Source organism: Cupriavidus sp. MEYA8 (genome assembly GCF_059278825.1).
Window position 1 is genome coordinate 211210 of the sequence record NZ_CM181222.1, and the last position, 20522, is coordinate 231731.

The window sequence follows — 20522 nt, forward strand, 5'->3', positions numbered from 1 at the left end:
CACAAGGGACGCACATGACTTCCGAACGACCACCGGGCGCGACGGCCGTAGCGACGGCCATGGCGCCAGCCGCCACCATCGTCATCGTCGGCGCGGGACAGGCCGGCGGCTGGGCCGCCCAGACGCTGCGCAGCGAAGGTTTCGCCGGCCGGCTCGTGCTTATCGGCGACGAGGCCCATCCACCGTACGAGCGGCCACCGTTATCCAAGGCCGTGCTTGCCGGCGAAGCGGCGCCCGCCAGCACGTGGCTGCACAAGCCGGAGGCGTTCGAGGCGCTCAGGGTGGAGTGGTGGGTGGACACGCGCGTGGCCCGCATAGACCGGGCCGCGAAGTGCCTGGAGATGTCCGATGGAGAGATGCTGTCCTATGACAAGCTGATCCTCTGTACCGGCGGCAAGGCGCGCGCGCTTGCCGTCCCGGGCGCGGATACGACCCCGAGCCATACGTTGCGCACGATTGGCGATGCCTTGTCGCTGGCGCCGGAGCTTCGGCCGGGCCGCAGCATCGTCGTCGTGGGCGGCGGCTGGATCGGGCTGGAAGTCGCCGCCACCGCGCGGCTGAAAGGCGCGGACGTTACCGTGGTCGAAGCGCAAGGACGGCTGTGCGAGCGTACCGTGCCGCCGGAGATCTCCGAACACCTGCACGGGCTGCATGGTGCGCACGGCACCCGCGTCATGCTCGGCGCCCGCATTGCCGGCATCGCGCCAGGCGCCGACGGCCAGGCCGTGGTGACTCTTGCCGATGGCAGCACGCTGACGTGCCACGCCATCGTCGCTGGTGTGGGTCTCGTGCCCAACGATGAGCTGGCGCGTGACGCCGGGCTGGCATGCGATGGCGGCGTGATCGTCGACCAGGGTTGCCGCACTTCCGACCCCGATATTTTCGCCGCGGGAGATGTGGCGGTGACACCGAATCCGTGGGCCGGACGGCGCTTGCGGCTGGAATCCTGGCAGAACGCGCAGGACCAGGGTATCGCCGCGGCGCGAGCGGCGCTCGGCCTCCCGGTCGACTATGCGCCCCTGCCGTGGTTCTGGTCGGACCAGTATGGGATGAACCTGCAGATCTACGGCATTCCCTTGCCGTCGCATCGCATGGTGGCACGGGGCACGCCTGGCGAGGACAGCTTCCTGCTGTGCTATCTCGACGGCGATGTCGTCCAGGCCGCGGCCGGTGCCAACGCGGCGCGCGACCTGCGCATCGCACGCCGCCTGATCGAGCAGCGCAGGCAAGTCGATCCCACCCGCCTCGCCGACCCGAACGTTCCGATGGCAAAGCAGTAATCCACTAGATAAAAAATACCGGAGACAAGCCCCCATGTCGCAAATCGACGTCCACAAGCTGGCCGACGAGGCCTCCTTCAATCGCTTCCATGCGCGCGTGCTGTTCTGGTGCGCGATCATCATCATCTTCGACGGATATGACCTGGCAGTCGTCGGCATCGCACTGCCGTCGATCATGAAGGACCTCCGCGTGGCACCGGCGCAGGCCGGTCTCATGGTCAGCTCCGCCCTGTTCGGCATGGTATTCGGCGCGATCTTCCTCGGCACCCTGGCCGACAGGATCGGCCGGCGCTGGGCCATCGCGATCTGCGTCATCCTGTTCAGCGTGTTCACCGCCGCGGCTGGCATGGTCAAGGATCCGCTGCTCTTCGGCATTGCGCGCTTCCTCGCCGGGCTGGGCATCGGCGGCGTCATGCCCAATGTCGTCGCGCAGATGACAGAGTACGCACCGAAGCGGATGCGGGCGACGCTGGTCACCCTGATGTTCAGCGGCTATGCCGTCGGCGGGATGCTCGCCGCCATCCTCGGCAAGGGCCTGATCGAAACGTATGGCTGGCAATCGGTCTTCCTAGCTGCCGGCCTTCCCGTTCTGCTTGTTCCCGCCATTCTCAGGTCGCTGCCGGAATCGATGCCCTTCCTGCTGGCAAGGGGCGACGACGAGGCATTGCGCCGCATCGTTGCCAGACTCGCACCAGGCCGCCGCTGGTCCGCAACCGACCGGTTCTCCGTGCCTGCCCAGGACAAGGCCGACAGCGCGCCGATCCGGCACCTGTTCCACGACGGCCGCGGCTTCAGCACCCTCATGTTCTGGATCGCGTTCTTCATGTGCCTGTTCATGGTGTACGCCCTGAGTTCATGGCTGACCAGGCTGATGGCAAGCGCGGGTTACAGCCTGGGCTCCGCGTTGACGTTCGTGCTGGTCCTCAACATCGGCGCCATGATCGGTGCCGTCGGCGGCGGATGGCTGGCCGATCGCTATCACATCAAGTACGTGCTTGCCGCGATGTATGCGCTGGCCGCGGTCTCGATCACGCTGCTCGGGTTCAGGCTGCCCGCGGAACTGCAGTATCTCGTGGTGGGCCTTGCCGGCGCTTCTACGATCGGCACGCAGATCGTAGCGAACGCCTACACCGGGCAGTTCTACCCGAACGCGATCCGTTCCACCGGACTCGGCTGGGCGCTGGGTGTCGGCCGCTGTGGGGCCATCCTGGCGCCAATCGTCATTGGCGTACTCGTCGCCATGAACCTGCCGCTGCAGCAGAACTTCATTGCGATTGCGATTCCCGCCGTGATTGGCATGGTGGCGGTCCTGCTGATCGATCACAGGCGGTCGGCATCGGCAGACAAGTCAGCCGCCCGCGCCTGCCTCGTCCCTCCAGTCGCCACCCAGCGCCAGCAATAGCGCAATGCGCTGGTCGAGATGATCGGCCCGCACGTTGACTAGATCCATCTCGGCGGCCACGAGTGCCTGCCGCTGTTTTAGCAGGCTGCGCGTATCCGTGGCGCCGATGGCTGCGCGCGCCTCCGTTCGCCGCACCAGTTCACGGCTTTCATCCACCCGCTCCCGCAGTTGCCTGGTGCGCCCGGCATAGCCGGATTCGGCCCGCAGTCCTGCCTCGGCCTCGCCCAGTGCCTGCAGCGCGGTGTTGCCATAGGCGATCAGGGCGGCCTTCTCTTCGGCGCTGTAGTAGTCCGCCCTGGCCTTGAGCTCGCCGCCCGTGAAGAGCGGCGCAAAGAAGGAACCATTGAGCCCCTTGATCGGGGTGCCGGCCTGGTTGAGCAGGAACACGTCGCTGCGGATGCCGGTGATGGCTGCGCTGATGGAGACCCGCGGCAGGCGTGCCGCTTGCGCAGACTGCCGCATATCGAAGGCCGCCGCGACGCGGTGCGCCGACGCGGTCAGGTCAGGCCGACGCCCGAGCAGGTTCGCCGGCAAGCCCGCGGCCGGGGCCGGTGGCATGGCGGGCAGTTCCGGCGCCGTCGCGATTTCTCCGGCGGGATAGCGGCCCAGCAGCAGCTCCAGCGCCTGCGCGGCCTGGCCTCGGGCCAGTTCGGCCTTTCCGATTGCGTCGCGTTGCGCGCGGAGTGCATTGCGCGCATCCAGCAGCTCGGTGTCCGGCGCTACCCCGATCTCGACACGCTGGCCGGTAATCCGCACCAGCTCTTCCTGGATGGCGGCGGACTGCCGCAGCCGGTCCTCCAGCTGCGCGTTCCGGATCAGCGTGAACCATGCCCTGGCAGTGGTCGCTGCCACCACGCGCTGGGCCCAGAGATAGTCGTCCCTGGTGGCCGCGTACTGCGATTCCGCCGCGCGCGACTGGGCGCGGATGCGTCCCCAGAGGTCGATTTCCCAGCTTGCGCCGAACGACAGGATCTGCGTTTCCGAATTGCCTGCCCTGCCCTTCACGCCCGCGTCCGGCAGCAGGCCGCTGCGCTGGATGGCGACCAGCGCCTGCGCCTGCTGCACGCGCACCACGGCCAGCCGGAGATCGCCGTTGTGCGCAATGGCCTCGTGCACCAGCCGTTGCAGTCCGGCATCGTCGAAGGTGGCAAGCCAGCCGTTGGCGGCGTCACCGGCTGTGGCCGCGTTCGCCCACGTGGCGTGTCCTTCGAGCGCGGGCACGGCCTGGCGCCGAAGGTCCGCGCCCTCGGGCGGTGCCTGCAGGGCGCAGCCGCAAAGCATGGCGAGCGGAAACGCCAGCAGCAAGGTCTTCATTGGTTGAAACGACGACACGGACTTCCCTTTATCAAATTTCTATCGAATCTCTGTCGAACCTCGGATCCAGTGAACCTAGTGAAGCTTGAACACCAGGTAGTTCAGCTTGGAACTGACGCGCAGGAAGACCATGCGGATGATGTGAAACACTTCCATATGCTTCGTATAGATCGCGCCCGCCCCGACTGCCCCGACCGGCAGCATCCGCCCGCGGGATTCGTCGCGCAGGTCGAACTTGACCGCGAAGCGGTTCGGCACCGCATCGGTGGCGCCGGTGTTGGGAATCATGCCGCCCTGAGCAATCTGGCCCTGCGATTGCGCCCACACGACCGAGTTGACTTTCGCCTTGATGATCTCGCCCGGATGTGTCGGCAGATAGAGCTCGGCGAGGTCGCCCGCCTTGACGTTGTAAAGCTCGTTCTGCCGGTAAATGGCAATGACTTCCTGCTGATCCTCGACAAAGCTGAACGCGGGCGAGAACGGGAACGGCACGAGCATGGTGCCCACCCGTACCTGCAGGTTCACGACGGTGCCATCGGAGGGCGCCCGGTAGACGGTCTGCTCAAGTTCCCAGCGGGCGTTCTCCAGCATGACCTCGGTTTCCGCCCGCTTCGCGCGCGCCGTGGCAATGGCGGCAAATTCGCCCTGGCTCCTGGCCGACAACTTCTGCCGGGCCTCGTCCTCGGCGGCCTGCGCGCTGACCAGTTCGCCTTCCAGTTCACGCTGGCGGGCCAGCGCGTCTTCCCGGTCGAACTTTGAACCGGCGCCTGCCGCGAGCAGCGCCTCATGCTCCTTGACGCGCTGGCGGGCAAGCGACAGCCTGGCCTGCACGGTGCCGACCCGGCCGGCCGCGCCGCGAACCGATTCGCCGAGCTGGCGCGCCGAGGCCTCGGCTTCCGCCAGCGCGGCATCGTCGGCCCGCAGCCTGCCTTCGAGTTGCCTGACCGCGGCCTGATAGGGAGTCGGATCGATCCGCAGCAGGACATCGCCCTTGCTGTAGCGCCGGTTGCCTTCGGCCGGCAGCTCGACGATGCGGCCGCGAACCTGCGGCACAACCTGCAGGACCTTGCCGACCACGCGTACGTCATGGGTGGACGGCGCCACCACATTGAGCGTCAGGATCAGCAGCAGCAGCGCAACCACGGGAATCGTGAATACGATGACCATCGACGTCGTGTTCCACGGCAGCCACTTGAACTTGAAGAAGATCAGCCAGACGGCCAGCGCGTAGACACCAAGCAGCAGTGCATCCATTCAGATCCGCTCCTGTCCGGCGCGCATGCTGCTGGCGATTTCCATCGTCGCGGCTGGCTGCCGGGTGCCATGGTCGGGCGCGTCATCGTCCTCCGGGGCCTTGTCGGTGCCGTACGCGGCGCGGTAGAACACGGGCTTCGTGTGGGCCCAGAGCCAGGCCAGGGGCCACAGCAAGCCGCCGAAGAAAAGCGACAGCAGGCATAGCGAGTGGATGGCTTCCTTTTGCGGATGGCGCTTGCGCTGCGCGATCTTCTCGGGCCAGATATGGAGCATCCAGAACAGGTAGCCCCCTGCCACCGGCACGAAGATCAGGACCACCCAGGAAATGGCGTTGGCCGCGGTCTCAAGGGCCTTGCCGCTCAGTAGGGATGCGAAGGCAGGTTCGCTCGATGCCAGCAGGCCGATGCCCGCCAGCAGATAGGGGCGCAGTTTCATCGAATTGTCTTGAGATGGAGCGTTGGCGCTCGGTTACACAATGCACTGTCCGGTCAGGAGCCGGTGGGGTCGCTGCGCGAGCCGCCCCGGTAGGCGTCCGCGCGCGCGCGTCCTGCGGACCGGCGGGATACTGCCTTGTCCTCGCGTTCGTCCGCTGCCGCACCCTCGACGTACAGAAGGTTGTATTTACTGTTGGCAGTATCGCTGGCAGCGCGGCAGCCAGCGGGCTTCGCGGCAAGTCCGGCTCCGGCGCACGCATCCGGCTGATCTCGCGTCGTTTGCGATTCCAGTCCCCGTGAGTGCTGCGCATAAGCCTGGCCAGCGCCCGCGATCAGCAGCGCAGCGCCAAGGGCCCGGACGGCCGAGCGATGGTTGTTTGTCATGTCTGCAGGTTCCTTCGAATGGATTCGGATGTCGTCGACGTGCGTTGGCACTGCCGCCACATCCCGATGGAGCGCACACGTTATGGCAATGCGTCAGTCGCGGCTATCAAAGAACTTAGAAAGTGCGGGAACGCGGCACCGATCCGCTCCCGGTACGGCGGCGCTTTTCGAATTCCATTGATAGCCCTGACGGCGTGAGCGGCCTAACCTGTCCGCCGTCGTATATCGCTCGGGTGTAGTCCAGACTTGCCCGGCCTGCAGAACCCTATGAATGTTGTTTTTCCGATCCCCGCGAGCCTGGCTGCCGTTGCCGCCGCAAGCGCCCTGTCCGGGTGTGCAATCCCGACCGCCGAATTCATCAGCCCATTCCAGGAACCGTGGCCATGGACGAAGATCGTCGCTGTCAATCGCACCGATCACGACGTGCTGGCGGTGCGCGCGGGCAATTGCGTAACCGGGAGCGCGTTGCGGCAATCGCAATCCACTCCGGCATACTGCTTCCTCGGCACCAGGCCCGAGGGGCCAATCCCGATCACCTGGAGCGATGCAAGCGTCGGCGGGGAACACGCCGCCATGGTGCCGCCGCCGCCGCTATGGCACGAAGACCCCCGCCCCGAAGACATGACGGGCGGCTACCTGTGCGTGTTGCTGGGCAATGACGCGCGAGCGAGCCTGACCGTCGTCGCCACCGCGGAAGCCTGCGCTGTGCTATAGCGTTTCGCGGCGGCAGGGCGTCAAGAGGCCACGGACAGGCGCCCGCACAACTGCCTGAGACTCCGCGCGATATACGCTGACTGCGTTTCGATCTCGTCGTCCCAGCCATCCGCATCCGCGGCGTACTCGCGCAGGTCTTCGCACAGCTCGGCCAGTTCCGACGGCCCGACGACCGCGAGGCTGCCCGCGATGCGGTGCAGCAACCGCGCCAGCCAGGTCACGTCCCGTCCGGACCGGATCGCGTCGTATTCATCGAGATCCGCCCCGGCCTGGGCAAGGAAGGCTTCGGCATACGCGGCAGGGATCCGCGGCAGTTCGGGGAGATCATCGTCACCGCACGATGCGACTGACTGCTCATCCTCATGGCCCATGCCATCGTCGCTGCGTGCTAGTACCGACGCCAGTTCGGCGAGAGATACCGGCTTGGTCAGATAGCCCGTGAATCCCCTCGCCCGTCCCTCGGCGACGTCCTCGGGCCGCGCGCTGGCGCTCACGGCATAGACGGGGATGTCGATGCCGGCGTGCCTCATTTCCCGGAGCAGGTCGAAGCCGTTCATGACGGGCATGTCGATATCGGTCAGCACCGCGTTCACGCGCTGCTCCGCCAGCGCCGCCATGGCCTCGCTGCCATTACCCGCGACGATGACGCCCGCGCCCAGCGCCCGCAGCTGGTCGCGCAGCAGGTTCCGGTTCAGCAAGTTGTCTTCCGCGATCAGCACGGCATGGCCCGCAAGCGGCGATGCGGGCCGCCCGGCAGGGCCTGCCTCGCTCCGCTTTGGCGGCTGTGCCCCGGTGATGACCGCCAGCGCTGCCGCATGGATGCCGGCAAGGCTGTAGCTGGAAACCTCGCGACCGCCATCCGGCCGGATAGTCGCGACCAGCGGCCCCAGCTGCTTCAGCCAGACCACCGAGGCCGGCTTTGGCCACCAGGCCAGGACGCGCGCAGGATCAAATGCCTCGGTCACCAGCAGGCAGTCATGGCCGTCCCCATCCACGGGCTCGTCCAGGTCTGAGCGCGCCGAAGGCGGGCACGCGCCCCAGTCGAAATGGTTCAGCACTCCCTCGATGCACTCGGGATCGCGGGACAGCACCACCGTCCGGTTCCGCGGCAAGCGCGGGCGCACCGGCGGCGGCGCGTCGGAAACGCCCAGCGGCAGACGAACCGTGACGCGCGTTCCCACGTCCAGGGTGCTGTCCAGCATGATGCTGCCGCCCATCCGTTCCACCAGCCGCATGCAGATCGACAGGCCAAGGCCGGTGCCACCCGCCTGGGCGATCCGCTTGTCGGCGACCTGCGAGAACGGCTGGAAGAGCCGGTCCCGGTACGCATCCGGTATGCCGATGCCGGTATCGGCAATGACGATCTCCAGGTTCCCTTCCAGCCATCGCGCGCGCAGCACAATCTTGCCCGCCGGCGTGAACTTGAACGCATTGCCAAGCAGGTTGTTGACGATCTGGGTCAGGCGCGCCGGATCAAGCTCGAGCTGCGAGGGAATATTGCTGCCGTACACCGCGTGGAAGCTCAGGCTGCGCTGCGCGGCAAGCGGCGCATGGGCGATCGCGATGCGGCCGAGCAGCTCCGTGACGGATACGGGCTGCACCTCGATGCGCAATGCGCCCACATCGATCCTGGAGAAGTCGAGCACTTCATCGACGATCTGCAGCAGCCCTCCGGCCGACACCTGCATCGCATCCACCCTCCTCCGCTGCTCCGGATCCAGCGGCCCCATCGCCACGAGCTCCATGTTCCCCAGCAGCGAGGCAAGCGGCGTGCGTATCTCGTGGCTCATCGACGCGAAGAACGCCACCCGGGCCCTGGCGGCCGCTTCGGTCGCGAGCCGGGCTTCGTGCAGCAGCCGCTGCGCACGCGCTGCTTCCGCATAGGTGCCGGTCAGGAAGCGATAGTTCCAGTAGCGGTACATCGCGAACAGCAAAGCAAGCAGCACCGCGGTGATGGCGCCGATGACAACCAGGTCCTCCATCATCGCCCGCCCCTGATGGCCGATCGGCAGCGCGAAAATCAGGTGCCCGAAATCCGCCACGAGTGGCGGGCGGCGCAGTGCCCAGCCATAGTCCGGGACCCAATGGAACATCCCGTCCTGCCGCGCTTCCAGCCTGGCATCCAGGCGTTGCGCGTTGGACCGTGCGCCGGCCGCGAGCAGCGGCGTGCCGAGCCTGTCGAACACGATCGGTTCGGGGATCGACAGGTTTGGCCCGGCAGGCCGCAGCAGATCGTATAGCGGGATGCGCGTCAGCACCACCGCGTAGAGCGTGTCGCCCTTTGCCACCAGCGATGCGCCAACCATCTCCGGACCGGCGCCTGCGGCGCTGCCCGGGACGCCGAGCCATTCGACGCGTTTCTCCCTCGCGGCCTGCAGGACGTCGATATCGCGACTCCGGAAGCGCTCCAGGATCATGCTGGTGATGAGCGTCGGCGGCATTGGCGGCGGCAGCGGCCGCGCCCCCGATCCCGACGCATCGGGCGATTCATAGCGATACGTCGCACCGCTGGCGATCGAGATCATTTCGATCGACGGCCGCTGGCTGGCGGCAATCAGCGTGCGGACCGACTGGTCGCAACTCTGGTGCAGAACGTCGTCGGCGGGCGCGGACGGAAACACCTGCGTGCAGAGGCCGCCCCTACGGTCCGGTGAGAGCGGAAGCGTGCCATTGGCACGCAACTCCAGGAGCAGGTTGCTGGCGGCCAGGGTGCTCCGGCGTTCGAGGACGGCATCGACGACACCCTGCTCATACAGGCGGGCCACCTGCTCCTGGGCGCGCAGCGAGCCATTGAGCCGGACCCACGCGCCCGTGGCGGCGATCGCGACGGCGACCAGCCCCAGCAACGCAATCACCATCGAGAAAACCCGGCGTTCCCGCTTCAGGTTCCGTTCAACGGTGCGCAGGTCGGGCGACGGCTCGAACGTGCCCGCCATCAGGTCAGGCCGTTGTCGCGCGCGTACGCGACAAGATCCGCGTTGCTGGTGATGTTCAGCTTGCGCATGGCCGAGCGCTTCTGTGTCGCCACGGTTGCCAGCGTGCGGCGCAGGTATCCGGCGATTTCGGTGACGGTGCTGCCCGCGGCGAACATCCGCACGACTTCGATCTCTTTCGGAGACAGCGCGCTCGCGCTTGCGCCGGCCAGCGCGCCGGCGCTCGACATCCTGGCCGATACTCCCGGCGACAGGCGCAGGCCCTGACCGGAGACCGCATCCATGCAGATCTGCCGCAGGATGCGTGGATCCTCGTTCTTCCCCACGATGCCGGCGATACCTGTCTCCTGGATACGCGTGAGCAGGCCGCCGTTGGTCAGCATCGTGAAGACGACGATCGGCGTACAGGGGCTGGCCTGCCTGAGTCGCTGGAGCAGGCGAAGGCCGTCATCGCTCTCTTCGGAATGTCCCATTGTGAAATCCGTAACAATGAGATCCGGCCGGTGCGCCTCCAGCGCAGCGAAAAGCTCCCGTCCGGAAGAACACATTGCGGATACGTGGACATTCGGGATCTCGCTCAGGGTGGTCTTGACGGCGAGTTGAATCACCGGGTGATCGTCCGCGATCACGGCGGAGAGGGTACGTGGTGGCATGCGAGACCGGGCTGCATAGGGCTCGCGATTGTACCAACCGGCCCTCACGTCCGTTTTGCAGATCGGGACAGTTGCTTGGCTGATCGTCCCACGGCCCGCACGGGGCAAACAACCAACGAAGGCGCCGCGGCGTCAGCGCCGCTGCCCCGGTACGACGGCGTCAGCCGGCTCGATGCGATGCGCCTCGGCCAGGATCCAGTCCAGAAATGCGTTCTGTGCCGCGCTGCGCGGCCGCTGTGCGTCCACGCAGATGAAATAGCCGCGCCCGGTGTCTACCGGCATGTCAAAAGGTTCCACCAGTTCACCGGCTGCCAGTTCGCGCTCGATCAGGCAGGATTGCGTCAGCGCGATACCCAGTCCGGCCTTGGCCGCGAAGATCAGGTTGATGCTCAGGTCATAGCCAGGGCCCAGCTTCGGCGCGGCCCTGAGTCCGGCCGCCTTGGCCCAGAGCGCCCAGTTCTCCGGGAAGTTCGTATGGTGCAGCAGCACCTCTTTGAGCAAGTCGCCGGGGCGTTTCAGGCGCGGCAGCAGCGATGGCGCGCAGGCGGGAACGAGCTCGCGGCCGAGCAGGTATTGCACCTGCATCCTGGCCGGCCAACGTCGCTTGGGTCGCTTCACCTCGATCCAGATGTCTACGTCGTCGCGGCTGAAGTCCTCGTCATGGCGAAACTGCCGCATCTCGACGTCCACTTCAGGATGCGTCGTCCTGAAGCGCGCGAGGCGTGGAAGCAGCCATTGGGTACCAAGCGTAGGAATCACACTCAGCCGTAGTTTCCCGTCGGCGCGCGGCCCCTGCAGCCGGTTCGCGGCCGCCTCCAGTGCCAGCACATGGCGCTCCGTCAACTTGCGCAACTGGCGGCCTTGCTCGGTCAGTGCCACGCCTTGCGAGGACCGTTCGAACAACAGGCAATCGCCCAGGTGCTGCTCGAGGCGTTGCACCGCCCGGCTGACAGCAGCCTGGGTGACGCAGAGTTCCTCGGCCGCCAGGCGGAAGCTGCGCAGCCGACAAACCGCCAGGAAGGCGTGCAGTTCCACCAGTGAAGGAGAGCGAATCTTCATGCTCAATTACATTTTGTTATCGTGATCAATGGTTTTGTCGTTTGCCTGCGGGTCTGCGTCTGCTTAACCTTGGGACATACTCTAACTCGCACGCCGGCAATGACCATCAATCGTCGCACCTTTCTCAAAGCAGCCGCCCTCAGCAGCCTGAGCGGCCTGGAGCTGCCCGCCTTCGCCGCTGACAAGTATCCTGCCCGTCCAATCTCGCTGGTGGTGCCGTTTCCCCCGGGCGGCTCGGTTGACGTGTCCGGCCGCCTGATCGCCGAGAGGTTGGGCAAGGCGCTTGGCCAGCCCGTGGTGGTCGACAACCGGCCCGGCGCCGGGGGCGCTATCGGCTCCACATACGTATCGAAAGCACAGCCCGACGGCTACACCCTCATTGTCACCTCGCAGAGCACGCATGTCGTGAATCCCGCGATGAACCCCAAGCTGCCCTATGACGCGGTGAAGGGCTTCTCGAATATCACGCTCATCAGCCGGCTGTCAAACGTGCTGCTGTGCAATGCATCGCTGCCGGTTCGCAACTTCGCCGAGCTGGTCAAGTATGCGCGCGCCCATCCGACCGCCCTGAATTATGCAAGTGCCGGAACGGGTTCGGTGTCACACGTCAGCATGGAACTTCTCAAGAATCAGGCGGGTATCCCGATGACGCATGTTCCCTATCGGGGTGCCGGGGCGGCGCTGACCGACCTGCTGGGCGGACAGGTGCACCTGACCTGGAATAACCTGTCCTCCAACCTGGACCACATCCTCCAGGGCAAGCTGCGTGCGCTGGCGGTAGCCGCACCCGCGCGCGTGCCGCAACTGCCGGATGTGCCGACCTTTGCCGAACTCAAGCTGCCTGACCTGAATGAGACTTCATGGAACGGCCTTGCCGCCCCGGCCGGGACACCGCATGCGATCGTGCAGCAACTCTATCTGGCGGTACGCAAGATTCTCGCGGAACCTGCGACCCGCTCGACCTGGGTCGCGAAGGGCATGATCGTGCCGGAAGACATTACGCCAGAGGCCTATACCAGGGAAACGGAGCAGCGTATCAGGTTCTACCAGCGCATCGCCAAAGACAATCGCATTACCCTGGACTGACGATGACCATCGATTCCAAGGCTGGTACAGCGCTTCCCGACCTGCTCCCGCTACACGACGAACTTGCTGCCCTGCGGCAGCATATCCACCGGCACCCGGAACTGGCTTTCGAGGAGCACGACACCGCGGATCTGGTTGCCGGCAAGTTGCAGGAATGGGGCTACCAGGTGACCCGCGGCATCGGAAAGACGGGGCTGGTCGGCCAGCTGCGCGTAGGAAAGGGGGACAAGCGGCTTGGCCTGCGCGCCGACATGGATGCCCTGCCCATCCAGGAAGAGACCGGGCTTCCATACGCCAGCAGCCGGCCCGGCCTCATGCATGCCTGCGGGCACGACGGCCATACTGCCATGCTCCTTGGCGCGGCAAAGCACCTCGCTGCCACGCGCAACTTCTCCGGCACGCTGAACCTGGTTTTTCAGCCAGCGGAGGAGCGCGGGTTCGACAGCGGCGCCAAGTCCATGGTGGCGGACGGCCTGTTCGAGCGCTTTCCTTGCGACATGGTATTTGCCATGCACAACCATCCCGGTGCCCCCCAGGGCCGGTTCCTGATGCGTCCGGGACCGTTTCTCGCCGCGGGCGACCGGGTGTTTATCAAGGTCGTGGGCCTGGGCGGCCACGCCGCGCGCCCTCACCTGGCGGTTGACCCGCTTGTGGCAGCGGCTGCCATCGTGATGGCGCTGCAGACCGTGGTCTCGCGCAACGTCCCCCCCAACGAGTCGGCAGTGCTCACTGTTGGCCGGCTACGGTCTGGGGACGCACTGAACGTCATTCCGGCCGATGCCGAAATCGGCATCAGCGTGCGCTCGTTCAGTCCGGAAGTGCGCGCACTACTGAAGGACCGCATCACAACGCTGGTCCACATGACCGCCGAATCGTACGGCGCGAAAGCGGAAATCCGCTATGTGGAGGGCTACCCGGTCGTCGACAACGCCGCCGACGCGGTGGCCCTGGCGGCCGACGTTGCCACGGAGCTTGTTGGCCATGAGGACGTAGACCGCGACTATCCCAGGATGATGGGCAGCGAAGACTTCGCGTACATGCTGCAGGAATGCCCGGGCGCCCTCGTCCGTATCGGCAACGGCCCGTCGGACGGTGCGCGTGGCTTGCATAACCCCCGCTACGACTTCAATGACAGGAACCTGGCCTTGGGAGCAGCGTTCTGGTGCCGGCTGGCGGAGACGTTCCTGGTCTGAGGCCTGCGCGGAAGAGATCGCGTTGCGGCGATGCCATCACGTAAGAAGGGTCATTCAGAATTGGAGCATGCGCCGTTCTCGTCAGTGGACGACGCGGGGAGACGTTTTGGTATTTTTGAACTGATGTCTCACAGCACGAAAACGGCAAGCGCCCATCCAACCAAGGCCAATCCGGCAAGGCAAGCGACAAGCGCCACGGGATCTAAAGCCGGATGGTAGTGCATGTTAAGGAGCCTCTTCTATTGATCTGTAATCATCAGCAAGGCGCCGCATCTTTATTCCATGCCTGCAGCGCGTCCCTGATGTCGATTTTCGTTCGGGTTGACGTCGCGAACTCATAATCAAGGTAGGCCACCGGAGGCTGGCACGCTTTGCCTGGTCCGCCGACTGCTTTGCAGTTCATGCCATGTGCAAGGGGAGTCCTCTGCTGGATGCCGCTGCGGGCCCTGACCATCAGGCCTTGATCGGCGCGTACCATAGTCGTTCGCTTCGGCCCGCGCGGGCGTCACATCGCTGGTTGGCGGCGTATAGTGCCTACCGGAAGCCCCGCTTGCGCCGGGCTATGCCCAGACCTGCCATGGAGCGCCTTGCAATATGCGCCTCAGATCCGTGCAAGTACTCGCCGCCCTGGTCCTGCTGGGCGCCTGCGCCGCGAACGACGGCAGGCAGCCCGGCAAGACGGCCGCGGGCGAGCGGCCTGGCATGCCCGCCGGCCCCCCGCGCGACTGCCAGGCAGAGGCCGACGCGCTTCTCGGGGCCGCGCCTCTGTCCGTTGTGCGGGCCGCGTTCTATTCCTGCATGACGGGAAACCAGGGGAGCGAGCCGGGAAAGTGAGGCCGTGGCGTATTCGCCCCGAAAACGCGCGCATGATGGAGCAAGGACGGGACAGTGGAATCCGGGAGGTGACCCAAATGACGATCGAGCAGTTTGCAGAGAGCAATCCGGGTACACGAACCTTGCCACGCTCCATGGCGGTGAAGGCTGGCGACTTTGTCTTTGTGTCCGGTCAGGTAGCCAGGAATGAAGACGGCAGCATCGTCATTGGCGGGATAGAAGCTCACACACGCCAGACGCTGAAGAACGTCGCCAATGTACTCGCTCTCGCGGGTTGTACCCTCGAGGACGTCGTGAAGACAACAGTCTGGCTTGAAGACGCAGGCGACTTCGATGCATTCAATCGCATTTACGAAGAGTTCTTCCGCGCAAACAAGCCATCACGGTCGACGTTGCAGGGGAAGAATATGGCAGGCACCAAAGTGGAAATCGAGGCCGTTGCTTATAAGCCTTAGGCAAGCAACTGCAAGGCATCGGCGAGCGACAGCACCGTTGTGCGCGAATCGAACGCCGTTGAAAAGAGATGATCGTGCACGACCTGATCCGGGTCGTAGCAGCAATCCTTGACCGCAAATAAACGGAAGTCCGCATCGCTCGCGTACGCAACCGACGACAGCACCACGCCGGTCGACGCAATGCCCACCATGACCAGGGTATCGATACCCTGCGCGGACAGCCGCACCTGCAGGTCGGTACCAAAGAACACGCTGGCGCGATGCGCGATGATGAGCGGTTCAGTGGCCTGCTGCCCAAGCTCCGGCGAGATCTTGTCGTCGACGAAAAGGCCGAGTTGCTTGATGCCCTGCCCGTTCCTGTTCAACGGACTGACTTCCGGATAGCCTGGGCGAAAGTGGATCTTGGCGAAATAGACACTGATGCCCTTGGCTCGCGCAGCATCGCACAGCTTGCGGGTATTGGAGAGCAAAGTGGGCGCAACCGATGGAAATAACTCCAGTATGTCGGTCTGATAATGCATGACCACTAAAGCGGTTTGCGCCGGAACAATTGCCGGAACCTGCACGGTCAGACTTTGCGCATCCCCCGGGCTTTCCATGCCCTGTTGGCGGTATGCTGGATCGACGGACCCACGTTCAACGGGTGGCGACATAGGGCTATGCGACAAAGAATGATGATCGACTCTACCACGAACAATCGGCTGGGCGCTCTGGGCTCGGGTGCCCTTGTCTCTATCGCGTGCGACGTCAGCGGATCTTGCAAAAGCCATCAGCCGCCCAGCGGGCGGCGCTATCCCGCGTCAGGCGAAAATCTGGCGGCACCTTGACGGTCGCGATCACGTCCCCGAAGGGATCCACTGCCGTAAGCGTGCCGAAAGGCTCGAACTCATCCGGCGTAACAACGAGCTTGACGGTCACGGTTCCGGATTCGGTCTCGAAGCTGGTCTGCTTGTTGAGTTGGGCGTGCAGTTGCTGCTCATGCCGCCGAATGACTTCGGCGGCGGTCTTGACCAGCGTCTGGTGAGCCGTGGCATCGAGCGGCTTCGGATCGACCTTGTTGCGCCCCATGGTCCAGGGACCGACAAGCGCCGGCTCTGCGCTGCCATCCCGGATCATTTCGACGGCCCAGCCGTCGCCATCCTCGTTCTTGATCACTCGGGCAGTCCAGCCCTTGTCTCGCCACAGTCGGGGTTCGTGGATGGCTGCCGGTTCTTGCTCCGAAAGTGATTCGTCGGTGCGGTGCATATTCTCTTGTACTGATCGCAAAACCAACATTCTATGCCTCGGGGGCCATGTTCTGAGGCCTCGGGCACCGGGGCCGGCTTTTTGCGGCGCCTCCCGGAGCGCTGTCCCCCCAGCGCCTCACCTTCTCCCCTCGCGCCTGAACCACGTCGGCGCATGCCCGGTCCAGCGCTGAAACGCCCGGCGAAACGCCTCCTCGCTGGCAAAGCCAAGCTGCTCCGCAATCCTGCCGATCGGCCAGTTGGTCGTGCACAGGCATTGTTCGGCGTACTCCTGCAGGTTGTGCTCGCGCAGTATCCGGTAACTGCTGCCGTCGGCTGCGAGGCGGCGGCGCAGCGTCGGTTCGCTCACATCGAAGCGCACGGCAAGTTCAGCGAGCGTGGGCAGTCGCGCGCCATGTACCAGCGCTGCATGCAGGATGCCACGCACCTGCTGGCTCAGTGATACGACCTCGACCGGCGCACCGATCAGCCGGTAAGGAAAGTCTTCCAGGAAGGCATCGAGCTCCGCTGCCTGGCGCACGACCGGCCGGTCGAGCAAGGCTTCATCGAACTCGAATCCGTAGGTCTGGGCGCCTGAGGTCACAGCGGCATGGAACAGGCCAAGGAACGGCATGGCGTCCTCACGCCGGGGATGCGCCAGGTAAACGTGGGTCGGACGTATCGGCTGGCCGATCAGCCAGCCGAACAGGAGCATGTAGAAGAAGAGCCCGGTCAGGTCCACCAGGCAAGCCGCAGAGCTTTCTGCGCGCCGCAGTGAATCCATGCGGAACACCGCCTGGCCCGCGCTTTGCCCGAGGCTGAGCGAACCGGCGCGCGGGTACAGCATCACGCAGAAGTCGGCCGCGCAGCGGATCGCTTCCCTTAGCGTCTGGCTGCTCAACACGCAACGGCACAGCAAGTCCACTTCCTGCTTGCGCATCGGAGGGTGGCCGTTGCCTTTGGCGACCAGGGCTTCCAGCTGCTCGATCGCGGCGCGATAGAGCGCGGTGAACTGCGCGGGCGGCGCATGCGCCGATGCGCCGGCGGCAGGCGGCACCTCGACGCCCTGCCGCTTCAACTCGTCCAGCAAGCGCAGCACCATGCCATCCGGAACAGGTACGGGATTCCCCGGTATGTAGGCATTCATGGTTGCTTGTCCTGATTGCTTCGGTAGCGGTTGTTGATCGTCCGGGTAGGGATCCCGTGCGGCGGGGCCTTCCATAATCATCCCGGCACTTCCACCCGCGCGACAGGTTGCGCACGGCCATGGGCCATGGAGGTTGCCACGCCATGAACGCCATGCCCATACGGGACAACCCACGGGAAACCCATGACCGCGCATTCCGCCTGCAAGTCTGCGGCGCCGACATCGCAGCCTCGCTGCACCCTGCCTGCGCCGCGCGAGACACAACCATGATCCACATACTCGATGAAATCGTGCTCGCGCCCCGGCACCTGGCCACTGTGCTGAGCCTGCTGGAGAGCCAGTACCTGCCTGGCAGCGCCGCCAGGGGCCTGGCGCTGCTGCAGCGCTGGGTTTCGCCACCGGTGGCGCTGGAAGATGCACCCAATACGTTGTGGCTGCTGTGGCAAGTGGCTGATGCGCCAGCCTATTACGCCATGCGCGCCAGCATCGACGCTCCGGCCCTCGCCTTCTGGTCAACAGTCAGCACGCTGTGCGATACCCGCCGCCGCCATGTGATGGCCGATGCGGCATGTGGCCTGCCCCAGCGCAAGGAGCCATGCGATGCGGCATGAGACAGCGCAGATAAGAATTCACCCCGGCATCTGCACCGGGGCGAATACACAGGAGCAGGCACTGCTTGCCAGGATCGAAACCCTGCCAGGCCTGCGCCAGGTTGCGATTGGCCGGAACCTGGCGGGAAGCTGGGGCGCTGGCGACTACACGCTCGACCTGCAGTTCGACCCGGTGGCGTCCTGCCCGCCCGGCCACGACCCCGGCCTGGCTGCCGCGCTGGACGGCCTGGCAGAGGTGGATCGCGTGGCCTACAGCCCGATCTCGGACGGACTGCGGGCGCCCCTGTTGCGCCAGGGGATCTGGCGCACGCTGATGTTCCGGGTCAGGCCCGAAGCACCTGACTGGCAGGTCCGCGGCCTTGAGCAGGACCTGCTGCGCATGCCTGGGTACATGCCCGGCATCCTCAACTGGCGGCTTGCCCGCGTCCTGTCGCCCGGCACATGGACCCACGTCTGGCAGCAGGAGTTCGCCAGCGCAGAGGACCTCCTGGGCGAATACCTGATGCACCCCTTCCATTGGGGCCGCGTCGACCGGTGGTTCGACCCCGAGTTTCCCGAATGGACAGTCCAGGCGATCTCCCATGCCTTCTGCCCAATCGAAACCAGCCTGATTGCCAACCACAACTGCACAGAGGAATACGCGCCATGACCGGACACGGGAAACTGACAGGAAAGATTGCGCTGGTGACCGGCGCCAGCCGCGGCATCGGCCGCGCCATCGCGCAGCGCTTCGCGGCCGAGGGCGCGCTGGTAGTTGCCACGGCCCGCCGCGCAGGCCAGTCAGAGGACGAAACCGATACGCTGGCCGAGACAGTTGGCCGGATCAGGCAGCAAGGGGGCCGTGCCATGGCACTGGCGGCAGACCTGGAGGACCCCGAGCAGCGCGACAACCTCGTGGCACGAGCAGCAAGCGCGGCGGGCGGCCTCGATATCCTGGTCAACAATGCTGGCATGGCGGAATACAGCCGCGTCGAAGCTATGCCGCTGGAAGTATTCGACAAGACGGTTGAGCACTACCTGCGCATTCCCTTCATGCTCAGCCGTGCAGCGATCCCGCTGATGCGCACGCGCGGCGCGGGGTGGATCATCAACCTCGGCTCGGTCACCGCCCTGTCGCCCTCACACCCGTATTCAGACTTTGACCGCGCCGGCGGCGTAACGGTGTACGCCGCGGTCAAGGCCGCCATCAACCGGTTCACCGAGGGCCTTGCCGCGGAACTGGAGGGCGAGAATATCGCCGTCAACGCCGTAGCCCCAAGCACGGCGATCCGCACGCCTGGCAGCGCGCGCTATATCCCGGACGGCTATCCAACCGAACCGGTGGAGTACCTGGCGGAAACAGCGCTTGCACTCTGCAGCGTTCCAGCCCGCCTGCGCACCGGCCACATCGCCCATAGCCTGCACTTTCCCCTGGCGCACGGGTTGAACGTTCGCACGCTTGATGGCCAGGGCACGCTGCCACCGCCCGTGATCCCGCCGTGGGCACACCCTGGTTTGAACCACGAAGACCTGTCCGCAAGATAAGCGATGGAGAAAAGCATGCGCGCTGTCGTCATTGACCGTACCGGCGGACCCGACGTACTCAGGTTTGCAGACGTCCCGAGGCCGGAACCCGCTGCCGGCGAAATCCTGATCCGCGTCGCTTGCGCCGGCGTGAATCCAGCCGACTGGAAATGCCGTGAAGGCTATCTGAGCCGCTTCATGCCATACCGCTTCCCGTTCGTGCTCGGCTTCGATGCCAGCGGCGTCGTGGCGGCCGTGGGAACAGGCGTCAAGGATTTCGTCCCGGGCCAGCGCGTGTTCGCGCAAACGGAGGTTGGCGCAGGCAAATGGGGCTCCTATGCAGAGTACGTTTCGGTCTCTCGGGATTGCGTGGTCCCGATCCCCGACAACCTGGGATTTGCCGAAGCAGCCGCCGCCCCGACACCGGCGCTGGCGGCCTGGACGGGACTCTTCGACGAAGGCGGACTCAAGCCAGGCCAGACGGTGCTGGTGCATGGCGGTGCCGGTGCGGTCGGCACGTTTGCTGTGCAACTGGCAACCGCAGCCGGTGCCACTGCCGCTGCCACCTGCAGTGCGGCTCGCCGCGACGAACTGAGAGCGCTCGGCTGCGACCTGGCGATCGACTATCGCGGCGACATCGCTGCCGCCATGCAGGCATGGGCGCCCGCTGGTGTCGACCTGGTTCTGGACACCGTTGGCTGCGGCACCCTGCCGAACGGCATGGACTTGCTCAGGCCCGGCGGCATCCTTGTCGCCATCCTGACACTGGTCAATGGCGACAACGGCCCGGATCCGGCCGACGCCGCTCGGCGCGGCATGCGTACCGCAGTGGCCTACAGCAAGATGCCAAGCGGCGCGCGGCTGCGCGAGATCGCGTCGCTGATCTCAAGCGAGCGCTTGCGGCCGCCTCGCATCGCATGCCTGCCGCTGGGACAGGCGGGACGCGCACTCGACCTGGTCCAGTCGGGCAAGGCGCCAGGCAAGCTGGTGCTGCGTATCGCCGAGCTGAGCAATGCCTGATCGCAGGCCGTCCCGCGCCAGCC

The 20522-nt window shown here is 65.5% G+C and carries 20 protein-coding genes; 10 read left to right on the forward strand and 10 right to left on the reverse strand.

The window, feature by feature from the left end; genetic code table 11:
• Positions 1-14 precede the first annotated feature (14 nt).
• Positions 15-1280, forward strand: a complete 1266-nt coding sequence (locus tag AC5WJ1_RS18030) for an NAD(P)/FAD-dependent oxidoreductase (RefSeq protein ID WP_494476840.1) — start codon at positions 15-17, stop codon at positions 1278-1280.
• A gap of 34 nt (positions 1281-1314) precedes the next feature.
• Entirely contained in the window at positions 1315-2682 is a 1368-nt protein-coding gene (locus tag AC5WJ1_RS18035) for an MFS transporter (protein WP_494476841.1), read from the forward strand.
• On the opposite strand, the gene AC5WJ1_RS18040 is transcribed toward AC5WJ1_RS18035, so the two are convergent.
• The 4 genes from AC5WJ1_RS18040 to AC5WJ1_RS18055 form a co-directional block, all read right to left on the reverse strand.
• Complete coding sequence (locus AC5WJ1_RS18040) at positions 2629-3996, reverse strand: TolC family protein (RefSeq protein WP_494476842.1); 1368 nt, start codon at positions 3994-3996, stop codon at positions 2629-2631. The two genes, AC5WJ1_RS18035 and AC5WJ1_RS18040, sit on opposite strands and share 54 nt — an antisense overlap.
• Positions 3997-4071: 75 nt before the next feature.
• Entirely contained in the window at positions 4072-5250 is a 1179-nt protein-coding gene (locus tag AC5WJ1_RS18045; protein WP_494476843.1) for an HlyD family secretion protein, read from the reverse strand.
• Positions 5251-5685, reverse strand: coding sequence for a DUF3302 domain-containing protein (locus AC5WJ1_RS18050; protein WP_434034147.1), 435 nt, complete (start codon positions 5683-5685; stop codon positions 5251-5253).
• A gap of 53 nt (positions 5686-5738) precedes the next feature.
• Complete coding sequence (locus AC5WJ1_RS18055) at positions 5739-6068, reverse strand: hypothetical protein (RefSeq protein WP_135703828.1); 330 nt, start codon at positions 6066-6068, stop codon at positions 5739-5741.
• Between the two features lie 267 nt (positions 6069-6335).
• On the opposite strand from AC5WJ1_RS18055, the gene AC5WJ1_RS18060 reads away from it, so the two are divergent.
• A complete protein-coding gene (locus AC5WJ1_RS18060) occupies positions 6336-6782 on the forward strand; it encodes a hypothetical protein (protein ID WP_494476844.1) in 447 nt (148 codons plus the stop codon).
• 20 nt (positions 6783-6802) lie between these two features.
• Here the strand turns inward: AC5WJ1_RS18060 and AC5WJ1_RS18065 are convergent, their stop codons facing one another.
• From AC5WJ1_RS18065 to AC5WJ1_RS18075, 3 genes are all read right to left on the reverse strand, one after another.
• Positions 6803-9718 carry an ATP-binding protein gene (locus AC5WJ1_RS18065; RefSeq protein WP_434034149.1) on the reverse strand — a complete coding sequence of 972 codons (2916 nt, stop codon included), beginning with the start codon at positions 9716-9718 and terminating at the stop codon, positions 6803-6805.
• On the reverse strand, positions 9718-10368 hold the full coding sequence (locus AC5WJ1_RS18070; protein ID WP_133095159.1) for a response regulator: 651 nt from the start codon (positions 10366-10368) through the stop codon (positions 9718-9720). Before AC5WJ1_RS18070 ends, AC5WJ1_RS18065 begins: the two co-directional genes overlap by 1 nt.
• Positions 10369-10500: 132 nt before the next feature.
• Positions 10501-11427: a LysR substrate-binding domain-containing protein gene (locus AC5WJ1_RS18075; RefSeq protein ID WP_434034667.1), complete on the reverse strand. Its 927-nt coding sequence runs from the start codon at positions 11425-11427 to the stop codon at positions 10501-10503.
• Between the two features lie 99 nt (positions 11428-11526).
• On the opposite strand from AC5WJ1_RS18075, the gene AC5WJ1_RS18080 reads away from it, so the two are divergent.
• The 3 genes from AC5WJ1_RS18080 to AC5WJ1_RS18090 all read left to right on the forward strand — a co-directional run bounded on the left by AC5WJ1_RS18080 (position 11527) and on the right by AC5WJ1_RS18090 (position 14995).
• Positions 11527-12513 (forward strand): Bug family tripartite tricarboxylate transporter substrate binding protein, encoded by a 987-nt coding sequence (locus tag AC5WJ1_RS18080; RefSeq protein ID WP_135703825.1) that lies wholly within the window; start codon positions 11527-11529, stop codon positions 12511-12513.
• 2 nt (positions 12514-12515) lie between these two features.
• Positions 12516-13706, forward strand: a complete 1191-nt coding sequence (locus AC5WJ1_RS18085) for a M20 aminoacylase family protein (RefSeq protein ID WP_434034150.1) — start codon at positions 12516-12518, stop codon at positions 13704-13706.
• A 911-nt stretch (positions 13707-14617) separates the two neighbouring features.
• A complete protein-coding gene (locus AC5WJ1_RS18090; RefSeq protein WP_195431601.1) occupies positions 14618-14995 on the forward strand; it encodes a RidA family protein in 378 nt (125 codons plus the stop codon).
• On the opposite strand, the gene AC5WJ1_RS18095 is transcribed toward AC5WJ1_RS18090, so the two are convergent.
• From AC5WJ1_RS18095 to AC5WJ1_RS18105, 3 genes are all read right to left on the reverse strand, one after another.
• Positions 14992-15594, reverse strand: a complete 603-nt coding sequence (locus AC5WJ1_RS18095; RefSeq protein ID WP_195431647.1) for a cysteine hydrolase family protein — start codon at positions 15592-15594, stop codon at positions 14992-14994. The two genes, AC5WJ1_RS18090 and AC5WJ1_RS18095, sit on opposite strands and share 4 nt — an antisense overlap.
• Before the next feature lie 148 nt (positions 15595-15742).
• Entirely contained in the window at positions 15743-16240 is a 498-nt protein-coding gene (locus AC5WJ1_RS18100) for a hypothetical protein (protein WP_133095163.1), read from the reverse strand.
• Between the two features lie 117 nt (positions 16241-16357).
• Positions 16358-17320: an AraC family transcriptional regulator gene (locus AC5WJ1_RS18105; protein ID WP_135704030.1), complete on the reverse strand. Its 963-nt coding sequence runs from the start codon at positions 17318-17320 to the stop codon at positions 16358-16360.
• Positions 17321-17631: 311 nt separating this feature from the next.
• Here AC5WJ1_RS18105 and AC5WJ1_RS18110 point away from each other — a divergent pair, with 311 nt between their 5' ends.
• From AC5WJ1_RS18110 to AC5WJ1_RS18125, 4 genes are read left to right on the forward strand one after another with little or no spacing between them, the layout of a single operon-like run.
• On the forward strand, positions 17632-17976 hold the full coding sequence (locus AC5WJ1_RS18110) for a hypothetical protein (RefSeq protein WP_133095387.1): 345 nt from the start codon (positions 17632-17634) through the stop codon (positions 17974-17976).
• Entirely contained in the window at positions 17966-18625 is a 660-nt protein-coding gene (locus AC5WJ1_RS18115; RefSeq protein WP_494476845.1) for a Dabb family protein, read from the forward strand. Before AC5WJ1_RS18110 ends, AC5WJ1_RS18115 begins: the two co-directional genes overlap by 11 nt.
• Positions 18622-19500 carry an SDR family NAD(P)-dependent oxidoreductase gene (locus AC5WJ1_RS18120; RefSeq protein WP_135703822.1) on the forward strand — a complete coding sequence of 293 codons (879 nt, stop codon included), beginning with the start codon at positions 18622-18624 and terminating at the stop codon, positions 19498-19500. Before AC5WJ1_RS18115 ends, AC5WJ1_RS18120 begins: the two co-directional genes overlap by 4 nt.
• 15 nt (positions 19501-19515) lie before the next feature.
• Positions 19516-20499 (forward strand): NADP-dependent oxidoreductase, encoded by a 984-nt coding sequence (locus tag AC5WJ1_RS18125; protein ID WP_494476846.1) that lies wholly within the window; start codon positions 19516-19518, stop codon positions 20497-20499.
• Positions 20500-20522 lie beyond the last annotated feature (23 nt).

Excerpts from the sequence above, each read along its gene's own strand:
- AC5WJ1_RS18050 (WP_434034147.1), bottom strand. The coding sequence starts at position 5,685 with ATGAAACTGCGCCCCTATCTGCTGGCGGGCATCGGCCTGCTGGCATCG.
- AC5WJ1_RS18030 (WP_494476840.1), top strand. The coding sequence starts at position 15 with ATGACTTCCGAACGACCACCGGGCGCGACGGCCGTAGCGACGGCCATG.
- AC5WJ1_RS18075 (WP_434034667.1), bottom strand. The coding sequence starts at position 11,427 with ATGAAGATTCGCTCTCCTTCACTGGTGGAACTGCACGCCTTCCTGGCG.
- AC5WJ1_RS18105 (WP_135704030.1), bottom strand. The coding sequence starts at position 17,320 with ATGGTGCTGCGCTTGCTGGACGAGTTGAAGCGGCAGGGCGTCGAGGTG.
- AC5WJ1_RS18095 (WP_195431647.1), bottom strand. The coding sequence starts at position 15,594 with ATGGAAAGCCCGGGGGATGCGCAAAGTCTGACCGTGCAGGTTCCGGCA.
- AC5WJ1_RS18065 (WP_434034149.1), bottom strand. The coding sequence starts at position 9,718 with ATGGCGGGCACGTTCGAGCCGTCGCCCGACCTGCGCACCGTTGAACGG.
- AC5WJ1_RS18100 (WP_133095163.1), bottom strand. The coding sequence starts at position 16,240 with ATGCACCGCACCGACGAATCACTTTCGGAGCAAGAACCGGCAGCCATC.
- AC5WJ1_RS18125 (WP_494476846.1), top strand. The coding sequence starts at position 19,516 with ATGCGCGCTGTCGTCATTGACCGTACCGGCGGACCCGACGTACTCAGG.
- AC5WJ1_RS18060 (WP_494476844.1), top strand. The coding sequence starts at position 6,336 with ATGAATGTTGTTTTTCCGATCCCCGCGAGCCTGGCTGCCGTTGCCGCC.
- AC5WJ1_RS18090 (WP_195431601.1), top strand. The coding sequence starts at position 14,618 with ATGACGATCGAGCAGTTTGCAGAGAGCAATCCGGGTACACGAACCTTG.
- AC5WJ1_RS18085 (WP_434034150.1), top strand. The coding sequence starts at position 12,516 with ATGACCATCGATTCCAAGGCTGGTACAGCGCTTCCCGACCTGCTCCCG.
- AC5WJ1_RS18120 (WP_135703822.1), top strand. The coding sequence starts at position 18,622 with ATGACCGGACACGGGAAACTGACAGGAAAGATTGCGCTGGTGACCGGC.
- AC5WJ1_RS18055 (WP_135703828.1), bottom strand. The coding sequence starts at position 6,068 with ATGACAAACAACCATCGCTCGGCCGTCCGGGCCCTTGGCGCTGCGCTG.
- AC5WJ1_RS18110 (WP_133095387.1), top strand. The coding sequence starts at position 17,632 with ATGATCCACATACTCGATGAAATCGTGCTCGCGCCCCGGCACCTGGCC.
- AC5WJ1_RS18080 (WP_135703825.1), top strand. The coding sequence starts at position 11,527 with ATGACCATCAATCGTCGCACCTTTCTCAAAGCAGCCGCCCTCAGCAGC.
- AC5WJ1_RS18045 (WP_494476843.1), bottom strand. The coding sequence starts at position 5,250 with ATGGATGCACTGCTGCTTGGTGTCTACGCGCTGGCCGTCTGGCTGATC.
- AC5WJ1_RS18040 (WP_494476842.1), bottom strand. The coding sequence starts at position 3,996 with ATGAAGACCTTGCTGCTGGCGTTTCCGCTCGCCATGCTTTGCGGCTGC.
- AC5WJ1_RS18115 (WP_494476845.1), top strand. The coding sequence starts at position 17,966 with ATGCGGCATGAGACAGCGCAGATAAGAATTCACCCCGGCATCTGCACC.
- AC5WJ1_RS18070 (WP_133095159.1), bottom strand. The coding sequence starts at position 10,368 with ATGCCACCACGTACCCTCTCCGCCGTGATCGCGGACGATCACCCGGTG.
- AC5WJ1_RS18035 (WP_494476841.1), top strand. The coding sequence starts at position 1,315 with ATGTCGCAAATCGACGTCCACAAGCTGGCCGACGAGGCCTCCTTCAAT.